We start from the raw sequence: 25094 nt of genomic DNA, 5'->3' as shown, positions 1-25094 counted from the left end.
CATGGCCGGCCCCGCCCTCATCCCTGCTGGTGATTTCCGCACCTCCTATGCGGCCGACACCACGATCTTTCCGACCACGACCAGCCGCAATTTTGCGGTCGCCGGCGTGCTGCTGCTGTGCTTCGCACCCCAGTTCTTCAGCGGATACTGGCTCAGTATCCTGATCCAGATCGGCATCTTCTCGATCGCGGCGCTGGGGCTGAACATCCTGGTCGGCTTCACCGGCCAGATCTCGATCGGCCATGCCGCCTTCTTCCTGCTCGGCGCTTTCACCTCGGCCTACATCTCCAACAACGCGCCAATCCCGGTGTTCTTCTCGATCCCGCTTGCCGGCATCATCACGGCACTGGTCGGGCTGATCTTCGGCATCCCGGCGGCGCGCCTGAAGGGGCTCTACCTAGTGATCGCGACACTGGCCGCGCAGTACATCCTGCTCGACTTCTTCTCCCGCGCCGAGTGGTTCACCGGCGGCTCGGTGCCGGCGAGCGCAAATACATTCTCGATCTTCGGATATACGCTGCGCGGCGACAGGCAGTATTTCTACGTTGTGCTGGCCTATGTGCTGGCGAGCTACATCCTCGTCACCAACCTGATGCGCACCCGCGATGGCCGTGCGCTGGTGGCGATCCGCGACCATTATCTCTCCGCCGAGATCATGGGCATCAACCTCACGAAGTATCGCACGCTGTCGTTCGGCCTTGCCGCGTTCTTCGCCGGCATCGCCGGCGCGCTCTATGCGCACTACCAGCTCGTGGTATCGCAAGAGGGTTTCGGCATCGAACGTTCGATCCTGTTCCTCGCCATGATCATCATCGGCGGCACCGGTTCGATCATGGGCACGCTGATGGGTACCGCGTTCGTGGTGCTGCTGCCCGAGACGATGGAGTTCCTTAGCGTGGCGCTGAAGGGCGGCGCGATCGACAAGGCGCTGTCGCTCAACAACAACATCACCTTCTTGCGCGAGATCGCGATCGGGGTGATCATCATCGCGTTCCTGATGTTCGAGCCCGACGGGCTCGCGCATCGCTGGCGACAGATCAAGGCATACTGGAAACTCTACCCGTTCTCCCATTGAGCGCGGGCAACTCTCTAACCAACAAATAAACAGGAGGAGGCAACCAATGAAGACAAAATCCCTTTTGAGCACCGCGTCGCTTGCGCTGGCGATCGCCGCATTCTCGTCAGGCGCGCAGGCGCAGATCGCGATCGGGCATCTCGCCGATTATTCCGGCGGCACGTCGGACGTCGGCACGCCCTACGGCCAGGCCGTCGCCGACACCTTCGCCTGGGTCAACAAGAACGGCGGCGTCGGCGGCAAGCAGCTCAATGTCGACACCAACGATTACGGCTACCAGGTGCCGCGCGCGATCGCGCTCTACAAGAAGTGGTCGGCGCCCGACTCCAAGGTCGCGGCCATCATGGGCTGGGGCACGGCAGACACCGAGGCGCTGACCGGCTTCCTCGCCCAGGACAAGATCCCCGACATGTCCGGCTCATATGCCGCCGCGCTCACCGACCCCGAAGGTGTCAGCGGCAAGGCCAAGCCCGCGCCGTACAACTTCTTCTACGGCCCGAGCTATTCGGACTCGCTCCGCGCCATGCTGATGTGGGCCGCCGAGGACTGGAAGGCCAAGGGCAAGTCCGGCAAGCCGAAATTCGTCCACATGGGCGCCAACCACCCCTATCCGAACGCACCGAAGGCCGCCGGCGAAGCCATGGCGCAGGAGCTCGGTTTCGAGGTGCTACCGCCGCTGGTGTTCGCGCTCGCGCCGGGTGACTACAGCGCGCAGTGCCTGAGCCTGAAATCCTCGGGCGCCAACTACGCCTATCTCGGCAACACCGCCGCGTCCAACATCTCGGTGATGAAGGCCTGCAAGACCGCCGGAGTCGACATCCAGTTCATGGGCAATGTCTGGGGCATGGACGAGAACGCCGCCAAGACCGCCGGCGATGCCGCCGACGGCGTGATCTTTCCGCTGCGCACCGCTGTGAGCTGGGGCGGCGATGCGTCCGGCATGAAGACGGTCATGGAGATCTCGAAGATGTCCGACCCGACCGGCAAGGTCTATCGGCCCGTGCACTACATCGCGGCGGTGTGCTCGGCGCTCTACATGAAGGAGGCGATCGATTGGGCCGCCAAGAACGGCGGCGCCACCGGCGAGAACGTCGCCAAGGGCTTCTACCAGAAGAAGGACTGGGTGCCGGCCGGCATGGAAGGCGTCTGCAATCCCTCGACCTGGACCGACAAGGACCACCGCGGCACGCTGAAGGTCGACCTCTACCGCACCAAAATTGCGGGCGCGACCGACGGCGACCTCAACGACCTCATGGCCAAGGGCGCGATCAAACTCGAGAAGGTCAAGACGGTCGAGCTGCCGCGCAAGCCGGAATTGCTGGGCTGGTGAGCTTAGCGCTTACCTCACACACAAATGTCATCCCCCGCCTTGTGCGCAGCGCGCACTGGAGCGGGGGATCCAGTACGCCGGGGCCTCTCAGTGAGTCTCAGGCGTCTCTGGAAACTGGGTCGCCCGGTCAAGCCGGGCGACGACAGCGGAGTATGAGACATGACCGAAATTCATGAAGCAGCTGCTCGTCCCTCCCCAGGCGCTGTACCCGCGCCGCCTCTCCTCGCCGTGCGCAACATCGAGGTCGTTTATGACGATGTCATCCTGGTGCTGCGCGGTCTCAGCCTCGACGTGCCCAAGGGCGCGATCGTGGCGCTGCTCGGCGCCAACGGCGCCGGCAAGTCGACGACGCTGAAGGCGATCTCCGGGCTGCTCAAGACCGAGGACGGCGAAGTCACGCGCGGCGAGATCCTGTTCGAGGGCGAGCGCATCAACGGCATCGATCCCGATAAGATCGTTCGCCGCGGCATCTTCCAGGTGATGGAGGGCAGGCGCATCGTCGCCGACATGACCTCGCTGGAAAACCTCAAGCTCGGCGCATTCACCCGCAGGGACCGCGAGGTCGGCGCCGATCTCGACATGGTCTTCGACTATTTCCCGCGCCTGAAGGAGCGCACCGGACTGGCTGGTTATCTTTCCGGCGGCGAGCAGCAGATGCTCGCGATCGGCCGCGCGCTGATGGCGCGCCCGAAGATGATCCTGATGGACGAGCCCTCGATGGGTCTGTCGCCGCTGCTGGTGAAAGAGGTGTTCTCGATCATCCACAAGATCAATCGTGACCTCGGCGTCACCATTCTCCTGGTCGAGCAGAACGCCCGCGCTGCGCTGTCGGTGGCAAGCCACGGCTACATCATGGAGCAGGGCAAGGTCGTGCTCGACGGCACCGCGGACGAATTGCGCGACAACGAAGACGTCAAGGAATTCTACCTCGGCGGCGCCGGCGACCAGCGCAAGAGCTTCAAGAACCTCAAGAGCTTCAAGCGGCGCAAGCGCTGGCTTTAACCTTCCAATACCTGTTCCGCTTCCGTGACTGCGCAGAGAACATGATAGAACGACGACGCAGGAATGGTGTCGATCAGCGATTTGCCGTCGCGCTCGAACTGGTCGTACCAGCCGCCCCGCACGGGATGGCTGAGATAATGGCGTTCGAGCCGCGCCAGCGCCATGCGCGCCTCGTCCGCCGCGCCCGCCTCGCCGGATTCGGCCTGCGCGATCCACGCCTTCGCAATCTCGGTCTGCGGCCACAGCCGGCGCGTAGTGCGGCGCATATTGCCAGCGTCGTCCCCCTCGTCGATCAGGCAGCCGGTGGCCTCGTCGCGATAGCGCAGCGCGGTTTCCAGCAGCTCGGCGCGCCGGTGTCCGGTCGGGCAGCCCGTGATGCGTTCGAACCCCTTCAGCAACCAGACCCATTCCGCCTGGTGGCCGGGCTCGACGCTGACCGGCGCGATCTTCGACCAGTCCTCTTCGAAATATTCGCCGAGCGCGCATGTCCGCTTGTCGTAGAGATTGGCGAGGAACAGCGCGAAGAACTCGCCGGCACGGTTCTGGAACGAAAAATCGTGGGTCGCGTCGAAGCACGCGATCATCGCCTCGAACAGATGCATGTGCGGGTTCTGCCGGCGCGGCAGCGAGACCGGAAGGCCTTCGTGGACGCCGCCGTGCGGCGAGCGCAGATGGCCGTCGAGGAAAGCGAGCAGCGCGTCGATCTCGGCGCGAACCTGTGCGTCCTGGTCGAGCGCATAGACGGCCGCGAGCGCAAACAGGATGAAGGCGTGGTCGTAGGCGTCGCGCCGGCCGTCCAACATCGCGCCCTCCGGCGTCAGCCGGTGCACGTAGCCGGGCCGGCCGTCGGGCGCCTTTGCTTTGGCGAGCAGATGCTCGAGCCCCTTCAGTGCGATGGCGCGCCCCTCAGGGTACCAGCCCATCTGCGCAGCCTTGGCGTAGCACCAGATCTGACGGGCCTGCACGAACACGCGCCGCGGCGCGGCGCTGTCCGCCGTACCGTCACGATGCAGCCGATCGATGAAACCACCCGCGCCATGGTCCCAGCCGACCGTCGACCACAGCGGCAGCGCCTCGTCGATCATGCGGCGCTTCAGGCGCGCGACGACGTCCGCCGCCTCGTCCGCCGCACTGATTCCCTCGTCCGCCATCGCGTCCTCTTCAAACCTCGTCCATGGCCGTCTGATACCCATGCCGGCGGCGGCACGCAACGGATGCCAACACGGAAAGATCAGCCATGACCGCCCATTACGACGCCCTCGAGACGCGCGAGCAAGCTGCGCGCGAGGCCGATCTGTTCGCCCGCCTGCCCGGCGTGCTGCGCTCTGCGATGACCGCGCCCGCCTATGCCGATCGGCTGAAAGGCGTCGACCCGGCTACCGTGACCTCCAGGGCGGCCCTGGCGCGCCTCCCGGTGCTGCGCAAGTCGGAACTGCCGGCCCTGCACAAGGTCTCCACGCCCTTCGGAGGGTTCGTCGCGGCGGCGCCCGGCTCGTTCGCCCGCCTCTTCACCTCCCCTGGGCCGATTTTCGAGCCGGAGGGGCGGCAGGCCGATCCGTGGCGCGGCGCACGGGCGCTGTTCGCGGCCGGGTTCCGGCCCGACGACATCGTGCTCAACACCTTCAGCTACCATCTCACCCCCGGCGGCTTCATCTTCGATGCGTCGGCGCGCGCGCTCGGCTGCGCCGTGATCCCGGCAGGTCCAGGGAATACCGAGCAGCAATTCGAGCTGATCGAGGCCTACCGTCCTGTCGGCTACAGCGGCACGCCGGACTTCCTGAAGATATTGCTCGATGCTGCCGCTAGCTCGGGCCGCGACGTCTCCTCGATCAAGCGCGCGCTGGTCTCGGGCGCGGCCTTCCCGCCCTCGCTCCAGGCCGAGATCAAGGCGCGCGGCATCGACGCCTACCAGGCCTTCGGCACCGCCGATCTCGGCATTATCGCCTTCGAGACCGGCGCGCGCGACGGCATGGTCGTAAACGAGGATCTCATCATGGAGATCGTCAAGCCCGGTACCGGCGATTCCGTGGCGCCCGGCGACGTCGGCGAGATCGTCGTGACCTCGCTCGACCCGCACCATCCCTGGATCCGGCTTGCGCTCGGCGACCTCACGGCGGCGCTGCCGGGCCGCAGCCCCTGCGGGCGCACCAACATGCGCATCAAGGGCTGGATGGGCCGCGCCGACCAGACCACCAAGGTCAAGGGCATGTTCGTGCGCCCGGAGCAGATCGCCGACATCGCCAGGCGCCACCCCGCGCTCGGGCGCCTGCGCCTTGTCGTGTCACGCCAGGGCGAAAGCGACGCGATGACGCTAAGGGCGGAGACGGCTGCGGCGAGCGAGGCGTTGCGCGACGAACTCGCGGCCAGCTTGCGGGCCGTGACCAAGCTTGGCGGCGCCGTCGAGTTGGTGAGCCCGGGCGCGCTGCCGAACGATGGCAAGGCAATCTCCGACGAGCGCTAACCGCTGCCGGGTCGGACGATTCCGACTGCTCCTCCCGACGAAGTGAGTCGTCATTGATCGACGTCAATGACGATTGGTGCCTGCCATCCGAATAAGGCAGCGGTTCTTCGGAAAGGCAGCGCCATGACATCGCATCCGTATTCGTACGATCACCTGCCGGTCATCGACTATCCGCACCACTCGCCTACGGCACCGCTTTCCCGAAGCCGAGCCTCGGCGAACGCGTCGCCGCGCTGGCGAAATTCGCATCGGGCTTTGCGATCATCGCGGCGCGCCTGGTGGCCGATTACGAGCATCTGCCGCGCCCCAAGGACAATTCGCACAAGATCGCCGAGTTGATCCGGCGCTCGCCAACCTATCTGCGGCTGATCGCGACACAGAAGCTGCGGCGACTGATGCGCCGGCCGGCGAGCCGGTGACGGCGGCCGGGACCAGCGTGCTGAACACGCTTAACCTCGACGGCATCGCGGGTTTGTGGTTGTCGGCGGAACAGCTCGGCCGCGTCCGCGAGCTGCTTTCCCCGCACTACCGCACGCTGGAAGCAAGGCTCGCGCAAAAGGCGCCGGATCAGCGCCACTTTGACGAGACGCGGCTGTGGCTAGACAAGGACGTCTTCCCGGAAGTCTATACCTATTTCAACTAACTGGCGGCCGAGCTTGGCGTCATCGACGCGGCCAGCGCCTATCTCGGTCGTCGGTGGCGATCGCCCATGTGGTGCCACAGATCAACGACCCGAGCGACGCGTTCTGGTCGAATCACTTCAGCGACGTTGGCGTTGCCGACTCGCCCTGTGACTATTGTCACGTCGATGCGACCTACAATCTCCTGAAGTTCATCATCTATGTGAGCGAGGTCGGGCCCGACAACGGCCCGTTCACCTATGTCCGGGGAATGCATCGCGCGAGCCGCAACTTCGGGATGGCCTGATCCGGCGCGCCAACGACTATGCCGGCCTGTCCTGGACCAAGCCGCAAAGCCGCCGGCTCTTCAATGCGTTGCCAAAGTTCCTGCAGCGGAAGGCAGCGTCCGGCGTCGACCTGCCGGCCGGCAACGAATATGCCGACACCATCCTCGGGAACGAATGGCGCCTGACCAGCGACCAGGGCGACGCGGTGCTGTTCGATCCGTTCGGGATCCACCGCGGCGGCATGGTGCGCGACGGCCGCAGGCTAGTGGTCACCATAATGCTGACGGAGCCGACGTAACCGCCAAGCCCGGTCGGAATTCGCCGACATCCTTGACAAGCCGCCGCCGTGACGGCGAACAAGGGCCGCAAACAACTATTGCGGCACCCCATGACGACGACATCGAGACGCCCGGCTGTCTTCTTCGACCGAGACGGCGTCCTCAATCACGAGGCGGGCTACCTCTTCGAGGCCAGCAAGTTCAAATGGATGGACGGTGCGCGCGAGGCGGTCAGGCTCGTGAACGAGGCCGGCTATTTCGCCTTCGTTATCACCAACCAGTCCGGGGTCGCCCGCGGCTTCTATTCGGAGAGCAACGTTGACGCCCTCCACCGCTGGATGGCGAAGGAACTCGCCGCGGTCGGCGCGCATATCGATGCGTTCGAATATTGTCCTGACCATCCCGAGGCCGCCGTCGAGCGCTACCGTCGCGACAGCGGCCGGCGCAAGCCCGCACCCGGAATGATCACTGACCTGATGAAGCGCTTTCCCGTCGCAGCCGACAGAAGCCTCCTGATCGGCGATCAGGAGCGCGACCTGGAGGCGGCGCGCGCAGCCGGCATCCGCGGCCTGTTGTTTCAAGAAGGCAATCTCGCGACTTTCGTGGGCGAGGCGCTGAAGCTCACCTGAGACACCCGCTCCCGTTCGGTCGGAAACGGGGATTCGTCTGCCAGGTCTCGGCAGGCGCCCCGCAGCCCGCTCAAACTCGCTTAATGCATTGAAAATACAAAGGCATTTACTAGACAATCGCGCCTTGCTGGAAAACGAGACACCGCGAGAAAAGTAGGATACGCAACCTCCCTCAATCTTAAGCCGGGTGCCTGGAAACAGCTATGACTGCTCAACACTCCAAACAGCGCGTCGCCTTGATCACCGGCGTGACCGGACAGGACGGCGCGTATTTGGCCGAACACCTGCTATCGCTCGGATATGTAGTGCACGGCATCAAGCGGCGCTCGTCCTCCTTCAACACCGCCCGGGTCGACCATCTCTACCGGGATCCGCATGTCGGCGACGTGCCGTTCCTGATGCATTACGGCGACATGACGGACTCGACCAACCTGATCCGCTTGGTGCAGCAGGTCCGGCCGACCGAGATCTACAATCTCGCTGCCCAGAGTCACGTCGCCGTCAGTTTCGAGAGCCCGGAATACACCGCCAATGCCGACGCGATCGGCGTGCTGCGGCTGCTGGAAGCGATCCGCATCCTCGGCATGGAGAAGGAGACGCGGTTTTACCAGGCCTCGACCTCCGAGCTCTATGGCCTGGTCCAGGAGATCCCGCAGAAGGAGACCACGCCGTTCTATCCGCGCTCGCCTTACGGCGTGGCAAAGCTTTACGGCTACTGGATCACTGTGAACTACCGCGAAGCCTATGGCATGTTCGCGAGCAACGGCATCCTGTTTAACCATGAGAGCCCGATCCGCGGCGAAACCTTCGTCACCCGCAAGATCACGCGCGGCGTCGCCCGCATCGAGCTCGGGCTGGAGGAGACGCTTTATCTCGGCAATCTCTCGGCCAAGCGCGACTGGGGCCATGCACGTGACTACGTCGAGGGCATGCACAAGATCCTGCAGGCCGACAAGCCCGATGATTTCGTGCTCGCGACCGGCGAGGCGCGTTCGGTGCGTGAGATGGTGGAGCTGTCGTTCGCGCATGTCGGCCGCCGCATCGCGTGGCGCGGCGAGGGCGTCGACGAGACCGGCGTCGATACCAAGACCGGCAAGACGGTCGTGAAGATCGATCCGACCTATTTCCGCCCCACCGAGGTCGATCTCCTCGTCGGCGATGCCAGCAAGGCACGCGCGGTGCTCGGCTGGAAGCCGAAGCGGAGCTTTGCAGAGCTCGTCGCGGAGATGATGACGAGCGATCTGGCGGATGCAAAGCGGGATGCGGGCAGTGGCAAACGCACCGTTTGAGCTGACAGGCAAAAGCGTCTTCGTCGCCGGCCATCGCGGCATGGTCGGCAGCGCGATCGCGCGTCGGCTGGCGCGGGAGGACGTCAGGCTCGTCACCGTGGACCGGCGCGAGGTCGATCTGTGCAACCAGGCCGCGGTGTTCGACTGGTTCGCGAAGACGAGGCCGCAGGTGATCTTCCTCGCCGCGGCAAAGGTCGGCGGCATCGTCGCCAACAACACGCTGCGCGCCGAATTCATCTACGATAACATCGCGATCGCGGCCAACGTGATCCAGGCCGCGCATCAGAACGGTGCCGAGAAGCTGATGTTTCTGGGCTCGTCCTGCATCTACCCGAAGCACGCCGCGCAGCCTTTGCGCGAGGACTCCGTGCTCACCGGTCCGCTGGAGCCGACCAACGAGCCCTACGCAATCGCCAAGATTGCCGGGATCAAGATGGCGGAGGCCTATCGTAGCCAGTATGGCTCTGACTTCATCAGCGTGATGCCGACCAATCTCTACGGCCCCGGCGATAATTTCCACCCCGAAATGAGCCACGTGGTCGCGGCCCTGATCCGGCGCTTCCACGAGGCCAAGGTTAAGGGCGCGAAGAGTGTCGTGATCTGGGGCACGGGCACGCCGCGGCGCGAGTTCCTTTATGTCGACGACATGGCCGATGCCTGCGTGCATCTGATGAAGACCTATTCGAGTGCCGAGCTGGTCAACATTGGCACCGGCGAGGACATCACCATCGCCGAGTTCGCGCGCGTGGTCGGTGAAATCGTCGGTTACAGCGGCGAGATCAGTTTCGACAGCTCGCGGCCGGACGGCACGCCGCGCAAGCTGCTCGACGTCAGCCGCCTCGCCACGCTAGGCTGGCGCGCCAAAACCTCGCTGAAAGACGGCATCCGCCGCGCCTATGCGGCCTATCTGGCGGAGATCCAGGCTAAAGGGCTTTCACAGCTCCACACATAACCGGCGAGGGCCGCGCCCGCACATGACTCCGCCCGCAAAACTCATCATAGCGGCCCAGTTCTATCCGCCTGACGCGACCACGACGGCCGTCTATGTGGGCAAGATCGCCGACAGCCTCGCTCGCGACAGTCAGGTCGTCGTGATTTCCGCGACCAAGGGCTCGCGCAGCGTGGGCCAACCCCGCAACCCCGAAATCGTCGAACTCAAGAGCTGGAGTCCGCGCAAGTCCGCGATCATCCAACGCGCGGCGGCCATCTGCCTGCTTGCGGCCAAGATGTTCTTCTCGGTCCTCCGACGGGCAACGTCCGACGACATCGTGTTCTGCGTCACCACGCCGTTCACCCTGCCCTATACCGTGCTTCTCGCAGCCAAGTTGCGCGGCGCAAAGACCATGCTCCTGATCTACGACCTCTACCCGGAAGCGCTGGAAGCGGCCGGTATGGTCCGCTCCAATTCGCTGGCGGTCCGGCTCATCCGCTTTGCCAACACGCTGCTGTTCCGGCATCTCGATGCGATCATCGTGATCGGCCGCGACGTGCCGCCGCTCCTCGGAAGATATCGCGGGGTCATCGCGGACCAGCTTCACTTCATCCCGAACTGGCCGCTGATCGCGATCGGATACCGCAAGACCGATCCAGCCAGCCGCTTCCGCGCGCCGGATCCATCCAGGTTCATTGTCGGCCTGTCGGGTAATCTCGGCTTCACCCACGACCCCGCAACGGTGTTCGAAGCGGCCCGCCTGCTCCGGAATGAGAGGGACATTCATTTCGTCCTGTCCGGCTGGGGTGTCGGCTGGACCGTGCTCAACGACCTCTTTGCCAAGGACAGGCTGGAGAACGTCACAATCCTCGAACCGGTGCTCGAAGACGAGCTCGTCGATTTTCTGTCGGCCGCCGATCTCTGGGTCATTCCCTATCGTCGCCATGTCGCAGGCGTCTCGATTCCCAGCCGACTCTACAACATCCTCGCCGTCGGCCGGCCGGTCGTCGTCACGTCGGAGGCAAATTCAGAAGGTGCGCTCGTGGTCGGTGAAGGAACCATCGGATGGGTGGTCCCGCCGGAAAATCCTGCCGAACTTGCGCGGGCGATTCGCGAGGCGGCGAGCGATCGGCAGGCCACAATGGACAAGGGCGTTCGTGCCGCCGGCATTGCCGAGAAATATCGCGAGGATGTCGCGCTGGCCCGCTATCGGCAGGTCGTCGGCGATGTCAGCCGGGCACGCACACCCCGCTAAAGCGCGACGAATTCGTTTCGAGCCATCGTCGCACTTTGAGCTCATCGTTTTGAGCATGATCACCGCGCAAACGCGTTTGTCACAAGGGAAAACCGCTGAACACTCTTCCGAATCATGCTCTGAGCGCGTCGCTCGCCAAGGCAGACGCTGCCACCCGAACGCGCGGCGACGAGACCGTGACGAACAGGCCGACGCCCCTTGCACGAAAGCGGCGGGCACGCGTCGAAGCCTCCATGATGGTCCCTCTCCCCTGCGCGGCACGATCGAGCGCCTGCCTGTCCTGCAGCGTCGCGCACTGATTTCAGGCATGCAGGGCCTGCCCTCCGGCACCTTGCCTGACCAGGGGGCTTGCGGTATCCACCGCCTACCTTCCGCGCAGGAGAATCCAATGTCGAGCACCGGCCAAACGCTTTATCAACGCGCGCGCAAGATCATGCCCGGCGGGACGCAATTGCTCTCAAAGCGGCCTGAAATGTTCCTGCCGGAGCAGTGGCCGACCTACTTCAAATCGGCCAAAGGCGCCGAGGTCACGGACCTCGACGGCAAGACCTATCTCGACATGAGCTATTGCGGCATCGGCGCCACCATCCTCGGTTTTGCCGATCCCGACGTTGACGCCGCCGTGAAGACCGCGATCGACCTGGGTTCGATGTCCACGCTGAACTGCGCCGAGGACATCGAGCTCGCCGAACTGCTGGTCGAGTTGCATCCCTGGGCCGACATGGTCCGCTTCGGCCGTGCCGGCGGCGAGGCCATGGCGATCGCGGTCCGCATCGCGCGTGCGGCGACCGGCCGCGACATGGTGGCGTTCTGCGGCTACCACGGCTGGCATGACTGGTATCTGAGCGCCAATCTCGGCGAGACTACCACGCTCGACGGCCATCTGCTCCCGGGCCTCGACACCAAGGGCGTGCCGCGCGGTCTCGCCGGCCTGATGCATCCGTTCCACTTCAACAAGCTCGACGAGATCGAGGCGATCGTCGCCGCTCATGGCGAGCGCCTCGCCGCGATCGTGATGGAGCCGGTGCGCTCGAGCGAACCCGAGCCCGCCTTCATCAAGGGCATCCGCGCGCTGGCCGATCGCTGCGGCGCCGCGCTGATCTTCGACGAGGTCACCTCCGGCTTCCGCATTAATTCCGGCGGCGCGCATCTCGCCTATGGCGTCGATCCCGATATGGCTGTGTTCGCCAAAGCCATCGCCAACGGCTTCCCGATGGCAGCGATCGTCGGCCGCGCCTCTGTGATGGACGCAGCCCAGGAGACCTTCGTCAGTTCGACGGCATGGACCGAGCGCGTCGGCCCGGTCGCGGCCCTCGCCACGTTGCGCAAGCATCGCGAGCAGAACGTCGCGCGGCACCTGATGCGGACCGGCAGTCGCATCCAGAAAGGCTGGACCGAGGCGTCACAGGCCACCGGCCTGCCGCTGCACGTCTCCGGCATCTCGCCGCTCGGCCATTTCGCATTCGACCTGCCCGAAGCGCAGGAGGTGCGCACCCTGTTCACCCAGATGATGCTCGACCGCGGTATCCTCGCTACCGGCTCGTTCTACGCGATGTGGTCGCACACCGATGCCCATGTCGACCGCTATCTGGAGACGGTGAACGAGGTGTTCCAGGACTTGCGCGTCGCGGTCGACCAGAAGGCCGTCAAGCAGTTGCTGCGTGGCCCCGTCGCGCATTCCGGGTTCAAGCGGCTGACCTGATCATGTCACAACGCCGAAGATATCGCGCACCACGTTGCGCGACGTCGGCGACCGCGCAGCCGTCGGATGGATACCGTGCAGGATGCTATCGGCGGCAAGCGCGCCGCCGTCGATGACGATCGCGCCGGTCGACACGAACGTGTTGTCGCCCACGGCGGTCTTGCCGATGACGCGGCTGCCGCCATACATCACGATACCGCGCCCGAACGACGGGTAGCCGTTGTCGAGGTTCGCCCCGACCGTGCAGTTGTGATAGCAGATGAAGTAGTCTGAATAGCTGGCGCGGCCGAGCACGGTGCCGACAGGATGCTGGACCGCGAACACGTCGGGCAACTCCACCTCGTAGAACGCATCCATCGCGTGCAGCGCCTTGTTCAGGGCATAGCCCTTGTCGGCGATGGGGTGGCCGGGCCGCTCGCGAAACGCCGAGTTGGCGAGGTAGTAGAGGAAGATCGCGTACTGGTCGGAGTGCCAGTGCGAGAACCGCGCCTCGCCGTTGGCGAAAAATCCTTTCAGGCGCACCCGCGAAAAGCAGTGATCGATCCGGCCAAGTGCGAGATCGACGAATTTCGGGAGGTCGCTGAGGTCGGCACCGTCGGGGAACAGGTTCTCGAACTGCCTGCGCACATAGAGGGCGAGATCGTTGGGGGCAAGCGAGAGCTGCACGGCGCTAATTTCTGCTTGAGGAGCTGGCGCGCACGTCGAGGCCGCGCGAGAACAGATGGCTGCGCAGCTTGATCGGGCTGTGATCCGTGAACAGGAACATCGACGAGATCGCCACCGCCGACGCGCCGGCTTCCAGCGCGTCGATCGCGTGCTGGAGCGAACCGCAGCCGCCGGACACGATCAGCGGCACGCTCAGGACGCTTGCCGCCTTGTGGATCATGTCGAGGTCGTAGCCGCTCATGGTGCCGTCGCGGTCGATCGAGCCGAGCAGCACCTCGCCGCAATGCAGATCCTCGCAGCGCTGAGCCCATTCGATCGGATCGAGCGCGACATGCTCGCGGCCGCCGTCGATGAACACGCTGGCGTGGTTGGGGCTGATCTTCTTGTAGTCGATCGACACCGTCATGCACTGGTCGCCGAAGGTGCGCGCCGCCTCGCGCAGGAATTCCGGACGCCGCACGGCCTCCGAATTCACCGACACCTTGTCCGCGCCGGCGCGCAACAGCATGTTGACGTCTTCGAGTGTCTTGACCCCACCGCCGGCGGTAAAGGGCATGAATATCTCTTCTGACATCCGCTCGATAATGTCGACGACGCGGCCGCGCGAGGCCGCGCTCGGCACGATGTCGAGCACGATCAGCTCGTCGACACCGTAGTCGTTATAAACCTTCGCGGTCGTCACCGGATTGCCGGCGGCGCGCTCGTTCTCGAAGAAGCGGACATACTTGACGAGCTTGCCATCGCGCAGCAGGAATTTGGGGATCAGGCGCTTCTTCAGCATCTCTGGACTTTACGGATTCCAGCGCAGGAAATTGCTCATCAAGTCGATCCCCGTGTCCTGGCTCTTCTCGGGATGGAACTGAGTGGCGGCGATGTTGTCCCGCGCAATGATCGCGGTCACCCGCTGGCCGTACTGGGCAAAGCCCACAACGTCGCTCGCTTCCTTGCAGCGCATGGCAAAGGAGTGAACGAAATAGAACGCAAGATTGCTCTCGCGGATATTGGCGAGGATCGGATGGTTGCGTTCCTTCGCCACCATGTTCCAGCCCATATGCGGGATTTTTAGCGCCGGATCGTTCGGGATCAACCGCAGGACGTCGGCATCGAACCAGCCGAGCCCGCGATGCGGCACGCCGTCGTCGGAATGTTCCTCGGAGCTGTTCGCGAGCAACTGCATGCCCAGGCACACAGCGAGGAACGGCTTGCCCTTGTCGCGAACCTGACGCTCAAGCATCTCGTCGATGCCGCGCGCGCGGATATTGCTCATGGCGTCGCCGAACGCGCCGACGCCGGGCAGGATCACGTGGGAAGCGTCCGCAATCGCGTCGGGGTCATGGGTCACAACTGGATCGAAGCCGCAATATTCGACGGCGTTCTTCACCGAGCGCACATTGTTGATGCCGTAATCGACGATCGCTACGCCTGACATCGCCTGCTCCCCCGGGACGCGCGCCCGATTGCCCCTCGCTGATTTAGCCCTTCCCGCCGATTTCGACGCCGGGATGGTTCGGCCACGGAACTTGCGTGTTGTTCCACTTGTCCATGTCCGGCATGCGGCGGCCCGGCGCGACCGTATTCGGCGAGAACTGCCACGGGCTGACCTCGTGCTTGATCGCGATGCCCAGAAACTGCTCCTCGGTGAGCTGGAGGTAGTCGAGGAACAGATCGAGGCTCGGCGGCCGCTTGCCGTCGAACTCGCGCACTAGCGCCTCCCCCTGCTCGCGGGTCATGCGCTTGTTACGGATGTCAATGTTGGCAAGATGGTTGGTCCGGCCCATGCCGCGCTTGATGTATTTCAGGTAGTCGCGCACGCCCTGGAAGAAGCACTCGATCTTCTCGTAGTCGTACTCCGGCGGAATGCCCTCGACTTCCTGGCCCTTCCAGCCGAGTTCGCGCTTGATGATCTCGACGTGCTTCTTGGTGTCCCACTTGATGTAGCTGCCGAGGCAGATCGAGCGGCACTTAATCCGCATCAGCTCCTTGCGCGGCGGATAGACAAATGGATACAGGTCGCGCTTGGCAACGCGGCCGCCGAGGAATTCGTACATGTCGTCGGCGGTGATGCCGAGGTTCATCGCGCGGTTGAAGCGCTTCTCGTCGACCTCTTCCATCTCATCGTAGGAATAAAAAGACTGGTATTCCGCAAGGCTCTCGCCCCAGAACAGCAGCGGCGTCTCGTAGCGGATTGCGATCTGCATGGTGTGGGCGTAGATGCCGGTATGACAGTGCCAGCAGAAGTCGCCGCGGCGCTTCAGCGATTCGAGCATCAGCTCGCGCACCACGTGCCAGTTCGGCGTGAAGTTCAAGACGTCGACACCGAGCTGCTTGAAGACGCTGGTGTTGTTTTCCTCGATCAGCGGCCGGTAGAACCAGTGGTCGAAGCGCACCACCAACGGCTTCAGGCCGAGTTTCTTGACGACATACCAGAGTTGGAAAACGCTGTCTTTGCCGCCTGAGTAGGGCACGATGCAGTCGTACAGTCCTTTATCGCGGTATTGTGCGACCAGCTCCATCATCTGGCCGTGGCGCTCCTCCCAGTTGATCTGGGTATCGCGCACCTCGATCTGCGCGCAGACGCTGCACGAGCCGGCCTCGTCGAATGAAGTGGCCTCCGCCGTTTCCGGCAATAAGCATTTACTACAGCTCAACATTTCGGAGATTCTCGCCTCGATTGAATGATTTGCTGTCGGCTTACCACGCCGTCCAGCCCCCGTCGACCGCAATGCACTGGCCCGTCACATAGGCCGACAGGTCGCTCGCAAGGTAGGCTACAGCACCCTTCATATCGTCCTCGCGCGCCATGCGTGCAAGCGGCGTCCGCGCCACATAGCGGCTCAAAAACGGTTCCGGGGTGGCCCTGAAGACGCCGCCCGGCGCGACGGCATTGATGCGGACGTTTGGGGCCATGGTGGTAGCTAGCCACCGGGTCATCTGGATCAGGCCGCCCTTGCTGGCGGCATAGGCCGCGGGATTCCCGAGCGCAGTTCCCTCATAGAGCCGCCAGTCGGGCCCGGTAAGGCCATAGATTGACGAAATATTGACCACGCTGCCATGGCCTGACCTGGCCAGATCCTCGGCCGCAGCCTGGATCAGGACGAAGGGCGCGGTGAGGTTGACCTCGATCGCCCGCCGCCAGGTCGTGTCCGATTGCTGCGCGAATGGCACCGCCCAGCCCTCGAGCCCGCTGGTGCCAACGAAGGCCGCGCAATTGACGATGATGTCGATGCCGCCAAAGGCCTCGCGCACCCGCCGCGGCAGATCCTTGACTGCGTCGCCCCGCTCGAAATCGCAGTCGAACATCGAAGCCTTCACCGAATGGGTCGCCGCCAGCTTCGCGGCGGCCTCCGTGCCAGCGGACGCCGCGATGTCGACCAGCGCGATGCTGGCACCGAGCTCGGCAAGGCCGCCCGCGATCGCGCGGCCAATATGGCCGGCGCCCCCGGTGACAACAGCGACGCGGCCGTCGAGCGACATCATCTCGCGGAGCGAACGGTCGGTGCTCATCCAAAGATCCTCTGGAATTCGTCGGATGCACGCTGCAGATCGTCGAGGCGGCCGACGTCGATCCAGTATTCCCGCAATGGGAATACGACTGACGGCTTGCCCTTGGCGATGGTGCGCTCGATCAGAGTCGGCATGTCCACGGCTTCGTTGGCGTCGAGATGATCGAGCACGCCGGGGTCGAGCAGATAGACGCCGGCATTGACGAAGAACTTTTGCGTCGGCTTCTCGCGGATGCCGAGCAGGCGATGGTCGTCGAAATCGATAACGCCGAACGGCACGGTCACCGAATGCTCGCGCACGCAGACGGTGGAGAAGGCCTGATGCTCGCGATGATATTTCAGCATCTGCTCGAAATTTACCGTCGTCAGCAGATCAGCGTTCATGACGAAAAATGGCTGCGTCGGCCGTTCCGGCAATAGCGACAGCGACCCGGCCGTTCCGAGCCGCTCATTCTCATGGAGATAGTTGATCTCGACGCCCCAGGCCGAGCCGTCACCGAAATATTCGTGGATCATGGTGGCCTTGTAGTTGACCGAGATGAAGAACTTGCCGAAGCCGGCCTTCACGAAGCCGCCGAGCACGGTCTCCAGGATAGGTTTGTCGCCGACGCGGATCAGCGGCTTCGGGATATCGTCGGTGAGCGGCTTCAGCCGCGAGCCGAGGCCGCCGGCCATAAGCACGACCCAGTGATCGGATTGTTGCGCGAGCGCCAGGTCGTCGATCAGCTTGACCTCGATCACCCGGCCTTCCGCATCGACGAGCGGAAGCTGGTGGATCGAATGCTTGCGCATCAGATTGAGCGCGGCGGGATTCGAGATGCCGACCGGCCCCGTGATCGGGGTGCGGTTCATCACGAGACTGACGGAAGCGTCCAGGCGGACGCCGCCGAGCAGCGCGCGCCGCACGTCGCCGTCGGTGACGGTGCCGACGATCCTGCCCTCGCGCTCGACGATGGCGAGTTGCAGATTGCCCTGATCGATCCGCCGCAGCGTCTCGATCAACGGGGTATCTTCATTAACGACGAATGCACCCTTCATGACCAACTCATCCTAACGCGTTGCCGGCGAACCCGCCGGCCGCGACATCCTTTTTCACCACGGCGCCTGCGGCGACGACGGCTCCTGCGCCCACTTTGACGCCAACCAACACTACGGCGCCAGCGCCGACATGCACGCTCTCGCCGATCGACACCCCCCCGCATAGCACGGCCCCCGGCGCGATATGCGCGTGATTCCCAACAATGCAATCGTGCTCGACCACCGCGCGCGTGTTCACCAGCGCGTTCCGCCCGATCCGCGCCGCCGGCTGGATCACCGCGCCCGCCATCACCTGCGCGCCGGCGCCGAGTTGCGCATCGGAGGCGATCACGGCGGAGACATGTGTGATCACCGGAAATCTGTAGTCCAGCCCGGCGAACCGGTCGAACAATGCGCGCCGGCCCGACAGCCCTGAATCGGTGCGCGAGGCGCGGTTACCGAGACCATTGGCGAGTTCGACTTGTTCGGCGGCCATCTTGTTGACGTCATCATCGGATCCCGTGATGCGGATACCGCCGACGGCCTCGCCGAGGCGCGCGGCGTCACGGTCGACGACGGCTGCGGGACGTATGCCTCGGCTCAGCAATGCCTCGATGATAACGCGGGCATGACCACCGGCGCAGAGCACGATCAGCTTCATGGCTCGAGCGCCTCGTTGGCTGCGTAGTCACGCCGGGCAACCCTGCCGAGCCAGCCCCAATATTCGATCGGCGGAACGCCGTTGCCGGGGCGCTTGACGCCAAGATTGTCTTCGGTGAAGCGATCGCCGGCACGCACCGCGCGAAGCGCAACGAGGCTGCGTCGCGCGACGGCGCGGTTTGGAATCTCCTCCGGCGCCGGCACCTTACGGCCGTCGCCGAGTGCCGCCTCGACGTCGCGGATGGAGGCGATCATCGCCGCCATCTCGTCCGGCTCGATCGAGGCGCGATGATCCGGTCCCGGCAGGTTGCGGTCGAGCGTCAGATGCTTTTCGATCACGGTGGCGCCGAGCGCCACGGCTGCGGCCGCGATATGGATGCCGCGACTGTGGTCGGAGAAGCCGACGGGCAAGCCGAACGCACCGCGCAGCGTCGCCATCGCGCGCAGATTGATCGACTGCGGGTCGGCCGGATATTCGGTGGTGCAATGCAGCAGTGTGACCCGGGCTTGCAGCTCGGTCCAGGTCGCGCGGTCCAGCAGAAGATCGGCGAATTCGGCGGGCGTCGGCCGCGCCGCCGCATCGCGCAGACAGCCGAAGGCGATGACACCGAGCGCCTGCTCCACTTCGGCGAGCGTTCCCATGCCGGTCGACAGGATGATCGGCAGGCGGAATCGCGCGAGATGCAGCAGCAGCGGCGCGTTGGTGAGATCGCCCGAGCCGACCTTCAGCGCGGAAACGCCGACGCGGCGGACCAGATGCGTTGCGCTGTCGGCGTCGAACGGCGTCGACATGTAGGTAATGTTGAAGGCCGCGCAGGCCGCGGCGATCTGCTCCTCGTCTTCCGCGCTGAGCTCGAGCGCACGTAGCATGTCGAGTTGCGACTGCGCCTTGCCGGTTGTCGCCCGCTGATACCTCGCCTTTGCGGCCCCGGCGGTCGCGAGCTTGTCGGCGCGGAACGACTGAAACTTGACGACGTCTGCCCCTGCTTTTGCGGCCGCCTCCACCAGCGCAATCGCGCGGGCACGGTCGCCGTTGTGGTTGACGCCAGCCTCAGCAATGATCAGGGTTTTGCGATGCATGGGGTTCGTCGCTGGGCGAAGCGAAATAGCGCGCCAATCAAGCGGTTGTCTTAATCGAGCACGCTGGTAAAAGCAACGCGGGCAGGCGGCTTGCGGCGCCCCCAAAAAGGCGCCGGCCAAAACCCCGCGAAGCGGCGAATTGAGCCGCTTCGCAAGGCCCCAGAACGCAGGATTGTCGAGAGCCGATGACGAACTCGCCCGAAATATTGTTCCTGCTGGTCGGCCGCGGTGGATCGAAGGGCCTGACCGGCAAGAATCTGCGCGAGATCGGGGGCCTCAGCCTGACCGGCTACAAGGCGATTGCGGCTAGGCAGTCGCGCTACTGCTCGCGCCTGATCGTCTCCAGCGACAGCGCGGAGATCCGGACTGAAGCGAAGCGCCATGGCGCCGAGGTGCTGTTCGAGCGGCCGGCTGAGCTTGCAACCGACACCGCCTCCTCCAACGACGTGGTGCTACACGCCATGGACTGGATCGAGACGCATGAGAAGCGGCGCTACGACGCCATCATGCTGCTGGAACCCTCGTCGCCTTTCGCGGCACCGGGGCACTTTGACGAGGCGGTCGAACTGTTCGCCGCACGCAAGGCGAGCCTCGTGGTCGGCATGCGCGAGACCGAAGTGTCCTCGATCTTCGTCGGCACGCTCGGCAAAGACGGATCGATCGGCGGAATCGTCGCAAAGATGCTGACGACCACCGAGCAGCGGCGGCAGGATCAGGCCGTCGAAGTCACCATGAATGGCGCGCTCTATCTGGTCAGCTGGGACGCGATGCGCAAGCATCGCAAGATCTACGCCGATCCAGCCAAGAGCTACGGCATCCTGATGGACCGCATGCATTCGATCGAGGTCGAAAGCGCGGCCGACCTCGCCTATGCGTCATATGTCATCGAGCACGGCTTGCTCGACCCCTCGCCTTGGCGGCGTCGGGCATGAGCGCACACCGCCGCATAGCCGTCGTCACGGGCTCGCGCGCCGATTATGGACTGCTGCGTGGCATCCTGACTCGGCTGAAGGCGGTCGACGACGTCGCGCTGAATGTGATTGCCTGTGGCATGCATCTGGTGCCGCGCTTCGGCGAGACTTGGGGCGCAATCGAGGCCGACGGATTTCCGATCGCTGCCAAGATCGATCTGGCGCTCGACGATGACCGCGCCGAGACGATCGCGCGGGGCACCGGCATCGGCGTGACCGGCTTCGCCGAGGCACTGCCGAAGCTCGCGCCCGACATCCTCGTTGTGCTCGGAGATCGCTACGAGGTGCTGGCCGCCGCGGTCGCGGCGACGCTCCTCAACATTCCGATCGCGCATATCCATGGGGGCGAGATCACCGCGGGCGCCTTCGACGACGCGATCCGCCACGCCATCACCAAAATGGCTTGCCTGCATTTCGTTGCGGCCGAGTCCTATCGCCAGCGCGTGATCCAGATGGGCGAGCAGCCCGACCTCGTCTTCAACGTCGGCGCGCCCGGCCTCGACCTGGCCGACACCGCGCCGCCGCTGGCCCGCGCCGAGTTGTTCGCAAAGCTCGGCATCGCCGGCCCCGAGCGCTTCCTGCTGGTGACGCTGCATCCGACAACGGCGCAGCCCAAGGCCGACGCCGCCAACGTCGCAGCGCTCCTCGACGCGCTTGCCAAAGTCGAGCACCACAGTTTCGTCTTCACCGGCGTCAACGCCGATCCGGGCTATCGCGCGATTGAAGAGGCGATCCGGGCGTTCGTGGCAACGCGACCCGATCGCGCCCATCTCTTCACCTCGCTCGGCAGCGAGCGCTACTGGGCCGCGCTGCGGCTTGCAGACGCCGTGGTCGGCAACTCCTCTAGCGGCATCCTGGAGGCACCGGCCGTCGGCGTGCCCACGATTAATATCGGCGACCGCCAGAAGGGCCGGCTGCGCGCCGCCTCGATCATCGATTGCCCGGCCGATTCGGCGGCCATCCTGGCAAGCCTCAGACGCATTTTCGAGGGCAGCTTCCGGCCCGACCCGGCCGTCGCGCCGCCCTATGGTCGCGGGGGCGCATCCGAGGCCATCGTCGGAACCCTCCGGAAGATCGACCTCAAACGGGCTTTCCCGAAGCAATTCAGAGATTTAGCGACAGCATCGGAACCGCCTGGAACGACCGGATAACTACCCTCCATTGTTGCCTGTGCATCGCTCCAGGCTGTATAGATCGGTGCACGCTTGAGATGAACCGCGCTCGCTCGGGGAGAACGCGACATGACCACCATCGAGTCACTTTCCGACGCGAAGCCGGTAGCACCCGCCGTCGAGATTGGTGAACTTCCGATTCCGCCCTATCGCGGCACCGCGCTTCCCGCAATCGACTACGACGCGCATCCAGCCTATGGCGGCATGCTGCCCAAGCCGACGTTCCGCGAGCGCCTCTACGCGCTGAACGTGTTCCTGCGCACCTTCGCCTTCGTCACCATCCGCCGTATCGTCGACTACGACAACATGCCGCTCTTGACCAAGGAAGCGGGCTTCAGCGGCCTCAATGCAAGGACGGCGCTGCGCTATATCTCGATGTATGCAAGCATCCGTGCGAGCCGTGCAGTCGGCACGCTTACCGGCACGCGCCGTCCGGCGAAGCCGGCGAACCCCGCGCTGCTCAACAAGATCAAATCCGACGGCATCGTCTGTCTGACGCTCACCCCCAACGAGATCGACCAAATCCGCAACGTGACCAATCCGGGCTTTGCCAAGCTGGACGAACGCCGCGCCGACATTCCGCCGGAGAAGCGCAAGTTCGATGACAACGTCTACTGGTGCACGCGCTCGGCCGATCCGCAGGCGTTCGCAACCGTCGAGTCCATCTTCAAACGTTACGGCATCATGGAAGCGGCGAGCGCCTATCTGGGCCGCCCGGCCGGCGTGAAGCACGTCAACGCGCAGATCAACGACCAGGACCTCGCATTCTGGAAGCGCGTCTTCCCGGATACCCAGCTTGCGGACCCCTGGGGCAGCTATCTGCACATCGACGCCACCTACGGCATGCTGAAATGCGCGATCTATGTCCATGACATCGGGCCGGATGGTGGCCCGTTCTGCTACATCCGCGGCAGCCAGAATGCGAAGATCGGCTGGCTCGAGGGCATGATCCGCCGTACGAACGATTTCTCCGGCTTCTCCGGCCGCCGGCCCGACGCGCGCAAGAAGTTCATGGCGTTGCCGGCGTTCCTGCGCAAGAAGGCCGACTTCGGCGGCGACCTGCCGGACAATTCGCTTGACGTGGCGCGCCTGCGCGAGGGCCACTTCGCCGCGACCTCGAACTACGGCAATTGCGTGCTATTCGACGGAAACGGCATGCACCGCGGCGGCATGGTCAACAAAGGCGAGCGCCGCTGCCTGTTCATCCTGCTCGCGGAAATCTGACGCGTCGCGTCGTCACGGGGACAACTACGCGCCGCGCAGCTTGCTCGGACGCTTCAGATATTGAGCGAGCTGCTCGGGGCTGAAATAAGCCGTCTGGCTGCGCAGCGGACTGTCCTTGCGGATGAAGGCGAGATCGATCTGGGCCAATGCACCGTCGAGCGAGCGCATGTGCCCCTCCAGCACGTCGTAGACCGCAAAGCCCGCCTCGTCGCAGAAGCGCACGATGTCGGCGAATTGCGGGATGCCGTGCCGCATCGGCATCATTGTGGTCTCGAGGATCATGAGATCGATTTCGCCGATCCGCGGACCGAGCCCCTTTAGCGCCTCGATCTCGGCGCCCTGCGTATCGATCTTCAGGAACACCGGATGTTCCAGCGTCTCCGGCAAGAGCGAATCGAGCCGCCGCATCGGCGTCTTGCGCGCCTCGCCATCGAGCGCCTTGCCTTCGACCTGCGCAAAGATGCTCGAGCCCGAGATGTCGTCGTGGACGTTAAAGGTGATCTCCCCGTTCTCGGCACCGGCAGCGACCAGGAAATACTCGGCATCGAGCCGCTGCTTGAGCTGTTCGAGGATCGGGCGGCATTCTGCCACCGGCTCGACCAGGAAATATTTGGCGCGCGGAAACGCGTCGTAGATCGGCGACGTGCCGAAGGCTATCCCCACGTCGATCACCGTCTTCACATCAAAGCCAAGCGACTTCAGATGCTTGAAGAACAGGCCAAAGTTCCTGACCGGCGAGTTGGTGCGCATCAGGCGAAGGCCGATGGGCTCCAGGACGTTGTTGATCACCTGGAACGCGGCAGAGACGAATGCCTTCATGAAGCGACGCCGGTTGGGCTAGAGCCGAGGTGAGGAAAGTGTTCGTAAAATGCCTCTACGAACGGTGGATTTGCCATAATTTGCAACCAAGTAGTCGGCTTGGTAAATCAGCTCGACCAACCGGTCAAGCGACCGCTCCGTTTGCAACGATGGCGACATCAGCATGAAAGTTCTCGTGACCGGAAGCTCCGGCTTCATTGGCCAGGCATTGGTGCGGCGTTTGCGGGACGAGCGTTGCGAAGTCATGGGGCTCGACAAGGTGCCGGCCGCGACCACCGACATCGTATGCGACATTCTCGACGCCGACGGCCTAATTAAGGCCGTGACCGGCGCGGCGCCGGATGCCGTGGTCCATCTCGCCGCACGCATCGACCTCGACGAAAAAGTCAATCTCTCCGGCTACGCCGCCAATATCGAGGGCGTCGAGTATCTGGTCGAGGCCGTGCGGCGCACGCGGTCCGTACGGCGAGCGATCTGGACCTCGTCGCAGCTCGTCTGCCCAGTCGGCTATGCGCCGAGCAGCGACACCGACTACAAGGCCGACACGCTGTACGGAAAGAGCAAGGTGCGCACTGAGGAGATCGTCCGCAGCGCCGACGGCGCCGGGCGCGAATGGTGCCTTGCGCGCCCCACGACCGTCTGGGGGCCGGGCATGAGCGCGCATTATCAGCGCTTCCTGCACATGATCGAGCGCGGTCATTACTTCCACGTTGGGCACGGGCCGCTCTGGAAGTCCTACAGCTATATCGAGAACATCGCCTTCCAGTACTGGCGTCTCCTGAGCGTTCCGTCTGGGCAGATCCATCGCCGGACTTTCTATCTCGCCGACTACACGCCGATCGATCTGATCGGTTGGTGCGATGCATTTCAGCGCGCCTTCGGCTCGCGTCCGATCCCGCATCTGCCGCGCAGCGTCGCCCGCACGCTGGCGCTCTGCGGCGACGCGGTAAACGCAATGGGATTGAAGCGGTTCCCCTTCAACTCGTTCCGCCTAAACAACGTGCTCACGCAGTACCAATTCGATCTCGCACCGACCGCAGCGGTCTGCGGGCCGCTACCCTGCGACATGGAGCAAGGCGTCACGGCGACCGTCGCGTGGCTGCACAACGTCTCCGCACGCTGA

Annotated in this window: 27 protein-coding genes; 17 read left to right on the top strand and 10 right to left on the bottom strand. The window is 64.3% G+C overall.

The window, feature by feature from the left end; genetic code table 11:
• The first annotated feature begins 1 nt into the window (after position 1).
• The 3 genes from IVB36_RS17150 to IVB36_RS17140 all read left to right on the top strand — a co-directional run bounded on the left by IVB36_RS17150 (position 2) and on the right by IVB36_RS17140 (position 3407).
• Positions 2-1075 carry a branched-chain amino acid ABC transporter permease gene (locus IVB36_RS17150; RefSeq protein WP_247392418.1) on the top strand — a complete coding sequence of 358 codons (1074 nt, stop codon included), beginning with the start codon at positions 2-4 and terminating at the stop codon, positions 1073-1075.
• Positions 1076-1121: 46 nt separating this feature from the next.
• A complete protein-coding gene (locus IVB36_RS17145; RefSeq protein ID WP_247392417.1) occupies positions 1122-2405 on the top strand; it encodes an ABC transporter substrate-binding protein in 1284 nt (427 codons plus the stop codon).
• A 159-nt stretch (positions 2406-2564) separates the two neighbouring features.
• Positions 2565-3407: an ABC transporter ATP-binding protein gene (locus tag IVB36_RS17140; protein WP_247392415.1), complete on the top strand. Its 843-nt coding sequence runs from the start codon at positions 2565-2567 to the stop codon at positions 3405-3407.
• Here the strand turns inward: IVB36_RS17140 and IVB36_RS17135 are convergent.
• Positions 3404-4558 carry an AGE family epimerase/isomerase gene (locus IVB36_RS17135; RefSeq protein ID WP_247392414.1) on the bottom strand — a complete coding sequence of 385 codons (1155 nt, stop codon included), beginning with the start codon at positions 4556-4558 and terminating at the stop codon, positions 3404-3406. The two genes, IVB36_RS17140 and IVB36_RS17135, sit on opposite strands and share 4 nt — an antisense overlap.
• A gap of 86 nt (positions 4559-4644) precedes the next feature.
• On the opposite strand from IVB36_RS17135, the gene IVB36_RS17130 reads away from it, so the two are divergent.
• The 10 genes from IVB36_RS17130 (at position 4645) to IVB36_RS17085 (ending at position 12859) form a co-directional block, all read left to right on the top strand.
• Positions 4645-5868, top strand: a complete 1224-nt coding sequence (locus IVB36_RS17130) for an AMP-binding protein (RefSeq protein WP_247392412.1) — start codon at positions 4645-4647, stop codon at positions 5866-5868.
• 278 nt (positions 5869-6146) lie between these two features.
• Positions 6147-6287: a hypothetical protein gene (locus IVB36_RS17125; protein WP_247392410.1), complete on the top strand. Its 141-nt coding sequence runs from the start codon at positions 6147-6149 to the stop codon at positions 6285-6287.
• Between the two features lie 17 nt (positions 6288-6304).
• Positions 6305-6511, top strand: a complete 207-nt coding sequence (locus tag IVB36_RS17120) for a hypothetical protein (RefSeq protein WP_247392408.1) — start codon at positions 6305-6307, stop codon at positions 6509-6511.
• A 53-nt stretch (positions 6512-6564) separates the two neighbouring features.
• Positions 6565-6795, top strand: a complete 231-nt coding sequence (locus IVB36_RS17115) for a hypothetical protein (protein WP_247392406.1) — start codon at positions 6565-6567, stop codon at positions 6793-6795.
• A 68-nt stretch (positions 6796-6863) separates the two neighbouring features.
• Positions 6864-7073 carry a hypothetical protein gene (locus IVB36_RS17110; RefSeq protein WP_247392405.1) on the top strand — a complete coding sequence of 70 codons (210 nt, stop codon included), beginning with the start codon at positions 6864-6866 and terminating at the stop codon, positions 7071-7073.
• Positions 7074-7163: 90 nt separating this feature from the next.
• Positions 7164-7682, top strand: a complete 519-nt coding sequence (locus tag IVB36_RS17105; RefSeq protein ID WP_247392403.1) for an HAD family hydrolase — start codon at positions 7164-7166, stop codon at positions 7680-7682.
• 203 nt (positions 7683-7885) lie between these two features.
• On the top strand, positions 7886-8971 hold the full coding sequence (gene gmd / locus IVB36_RS17100; RefSeq protein ID WP_247392400.1) for a GDP-mannose 4,6-dehydratase: 1086 nt from the start codon (positions 7886-7888) through the stop codon (positions 8969-8971).
• Positions 8943-9923, top strand: coding sequence for a GDP-L-fucose synthase (locus IVB36_RS17095; RefSeq protein ID WP_276576955.1), 981 nt, complete (start codon positions 8943-8945; stop codon positions 9921-9923). The genes gmd and IVB36_RS17095 overlap by 29 nt, the downstream gene beginning before the upstream one ends.
• 22 nt (positions 9924-9945) lie before the next feature.
• Positions 9946-11157 (top strand): glycosyltransferase family 4 protein, encoded by a 1212-nt coding sequence (locus IVB36_RS17090; RefSeq protein WP_247392391.1) that lies wholly within the window; start codon positions 9946-9948, stop codon positions 11155-11157.
• Between the two features lie 388 nt (positions 11158-11545).
• The gene (locus IVB36_RS17085) at positions 11546-12859 is read left to right on the top strand and encodes an aminotransferase class III-fold pyridoxal phosphate-dependent enzyme (RefSeq protein WP_247392389.1); all 1314 of its coding nucleotides are present in this window, start codon (positions 11546-11548) and stop codon (positions 12857-12859) included.
• Here IVB36_RS17085 and IVB36_RS17080 read toward each other — a convergent pair whose 3' ends face one another.
• From IVB36_RS17080 to neuB, 8 genes are read right to left on the bottom strand one after another with little or no spacing between them, the layout of a single operon-like run.
• Positions 12860-13525, bottom strand: a complete 666-nt coding sequence (locus tag IVB36_RS17080; RefSeq protein WP_247392388.1) for a hypothetical protein — start codon at positions 13523-13525, stop codon at positions 12860-12862.
• 4 nt (positions 13526-13529) lie between these two features.
• Positions 13530-14306 carry an imidazole glycerol phosphate synthase cyclase subunit gene (locus IVB36_RS17075; protein WP_247392386.1) on the bottom strand — a complete coding sequence of 259 codons (777 nt, stop codon included), beginning with the start codon at positions 14304-14306 and terminating at the stop codon, positions 13530-13532.
• A 9-nt stretch (positions 14307-14315) separates the two neighbouring features.
• Positions 14316-14954 (bottom strand): imidazole glycerol phosphate synthase subunit HisH, encoded by a 639-nt coding sequence (gene hisH, locus IVB36_RS17070; RefSeq protein WP_247392384.1) that lies wholly within the window; start codon positions 14952-14954, stop codon positions 14316-14318.
• Positions 14955-14997: 43 nt separating this feature from the next.
• Positions 14998-16176, bottom strand: a complete 1179-nt coding sequence (locus IVB36_RS17065; RefSeq protein ID WP_256467260.1) for an N-acetyl sugar amidotransferase — start codon at positions 16174-16176, stop codon at positions 14998-15000.
• A gap of 40 nt (positions 16177-16216) precedes the next feature.
• Positions 16217-17029: an SDR family oxidoreductase gene (locus IVB36_RS17060; RefSeq protein ID WP_247392381.1), complete on the bottom strand. Its 813-nt coding sequence runs from the start codon at positions 17027-17029 to the stop codon at positions 16217-16219.
• Positions 17026-18066, bottom strand: a complete 1041-nt coding sequence (locus tag IVB36_RS17055) for a nucleotidyltransferase family protein (protein WP_247392373.1) — start codon at positions 18064-18066, stop codon at positions 17026-17028. The genes IVB36_RS17060 and IVB36_RS17055 overlap by 4 nt, the downstream gene beginning before the upstream one ends.
• Positions 18067-18073: 7 nt before the next feature.
• The gene (locus tag IVB36_RS17050; RefSeq protein WP_247392371.1) at positions 18074-18706 is read right to left on the bottom strand and encodes a NeuD/PglB/VioB family sugar acetyltransferase; all 633 of its coding nucleotides are present in this window, start codon (positions 18704-18706) and stop codon (positions 18074-18076) included.
• Positions 18703-19785 (bottom strand): N-acetylneuraminate synthase, encoded by a 1083-nt coding sequence (neuB, locus tag IVB36_RS17045; RefSeq protein WP_247392362.1) that lies wholly within the window; start codon positions 19783-19785, stop codon positions 18703-18705. The genes IVB36_RS17050 and neuB overlap by 4 nt, the downstream gene beginning before the upstream one ends.
• A 185-nt stretch (positions 19786-19970) precedes the next feature.
• Between neuB and IVB36_RS17040 the strand changes: the two genes are divergently transcribed.
• The 3 genes from IVB36_RS17040 (at position 19971) to IVB36_RS17030 (ending at position 23152) form a co-directional block, all read left to right on the top strand.
• Positions 19971-20717 carry an acylneuraminate cytidylyltransferase family protein gene (locus tag IVB36_RS17040; RefSeq protein ID WP_247392361.1) on the top strand — a complete coding sequence of 249 codons (747 nt, stop codon included), beginning with the start codon at positions 19971-19973 and terminating at the stop codon, positions 20715-20717.
• Positions 20714-21907 carry a UDP-N-acetylglucosamine 2-epimerase gene (gene neuC, locus IVB36_RS17035; RefSeq protein ID WP_247392359.1) on the top strand — a complete coding sequence of 398 codons (1194 nt, stop codon included), beginning with the start codon at positions 20714-20716 and terminating at the stop codon, positions 21905-21907. Before IVB36_RS17040 ends, neuC begins: the two co-directional genes overlap by 4 nt.
• Before the next feature lie 90 nt (positions 21908-21997).
• Positions 21998-23152 (top strand): hypothetical protein, encoded by a 1155-nt coding sequence (locus IVB36_RS17030; RefSeq protein ID WP_247392357.1) that lies wholly within the window; start codon positions 21998-22000, stop codon positions 23150-23152.
• A gap of 24 nt (positions 23153-23176) precedes the next feature.
• Here IVB36_RS17030 and IVB36_RS17025 read toward each other — a convergent pair whose 3' ends face one another.
• A complete protein-coding gene (locus IVB36_RS17025) occupies positions 23177-23971 on the bottom strand; it encodes an FkbM family methyltransferase (RefSeq protein WP_247392354.1) in 795 nt (264 codons plus the stop codon).
• A gap of 163 nt (positions 23972-24134) precedes the next feature.
• Here IVB36_RS17025 and IVB36_RS17020 point away from each other — a divergent pair, with 163 nt between their 5' ends.
• Positions 24135-25094 carry an NAD(P)-dependent oxidoreductase gene (locus tag IVB36_RS17020; protein ID WP_247392352.1) on the top strand — a complete coding sequence of 320 codons (960 nt, stop codon included), beginning with the start codon at positions 24135-24137 and terminating at the stop codon, positions 25092-25094.

It is taken from the genome of Bradyrhizobium sp. 35 (assembly GCF_023073215.1).
Classification (GTDB): domain Bacteria; phylum Pseudomonadota; class Alphaproteobacteria; order Rhizobiales; family Xanthobacteraceae; genus Bradyrhizobium; species Bradyrhizobium canariense_D.
Note: the sequence above shows the minus strand (reverse complement) of the source record. Positions and strands in the feature narration are given on the sequence as shown.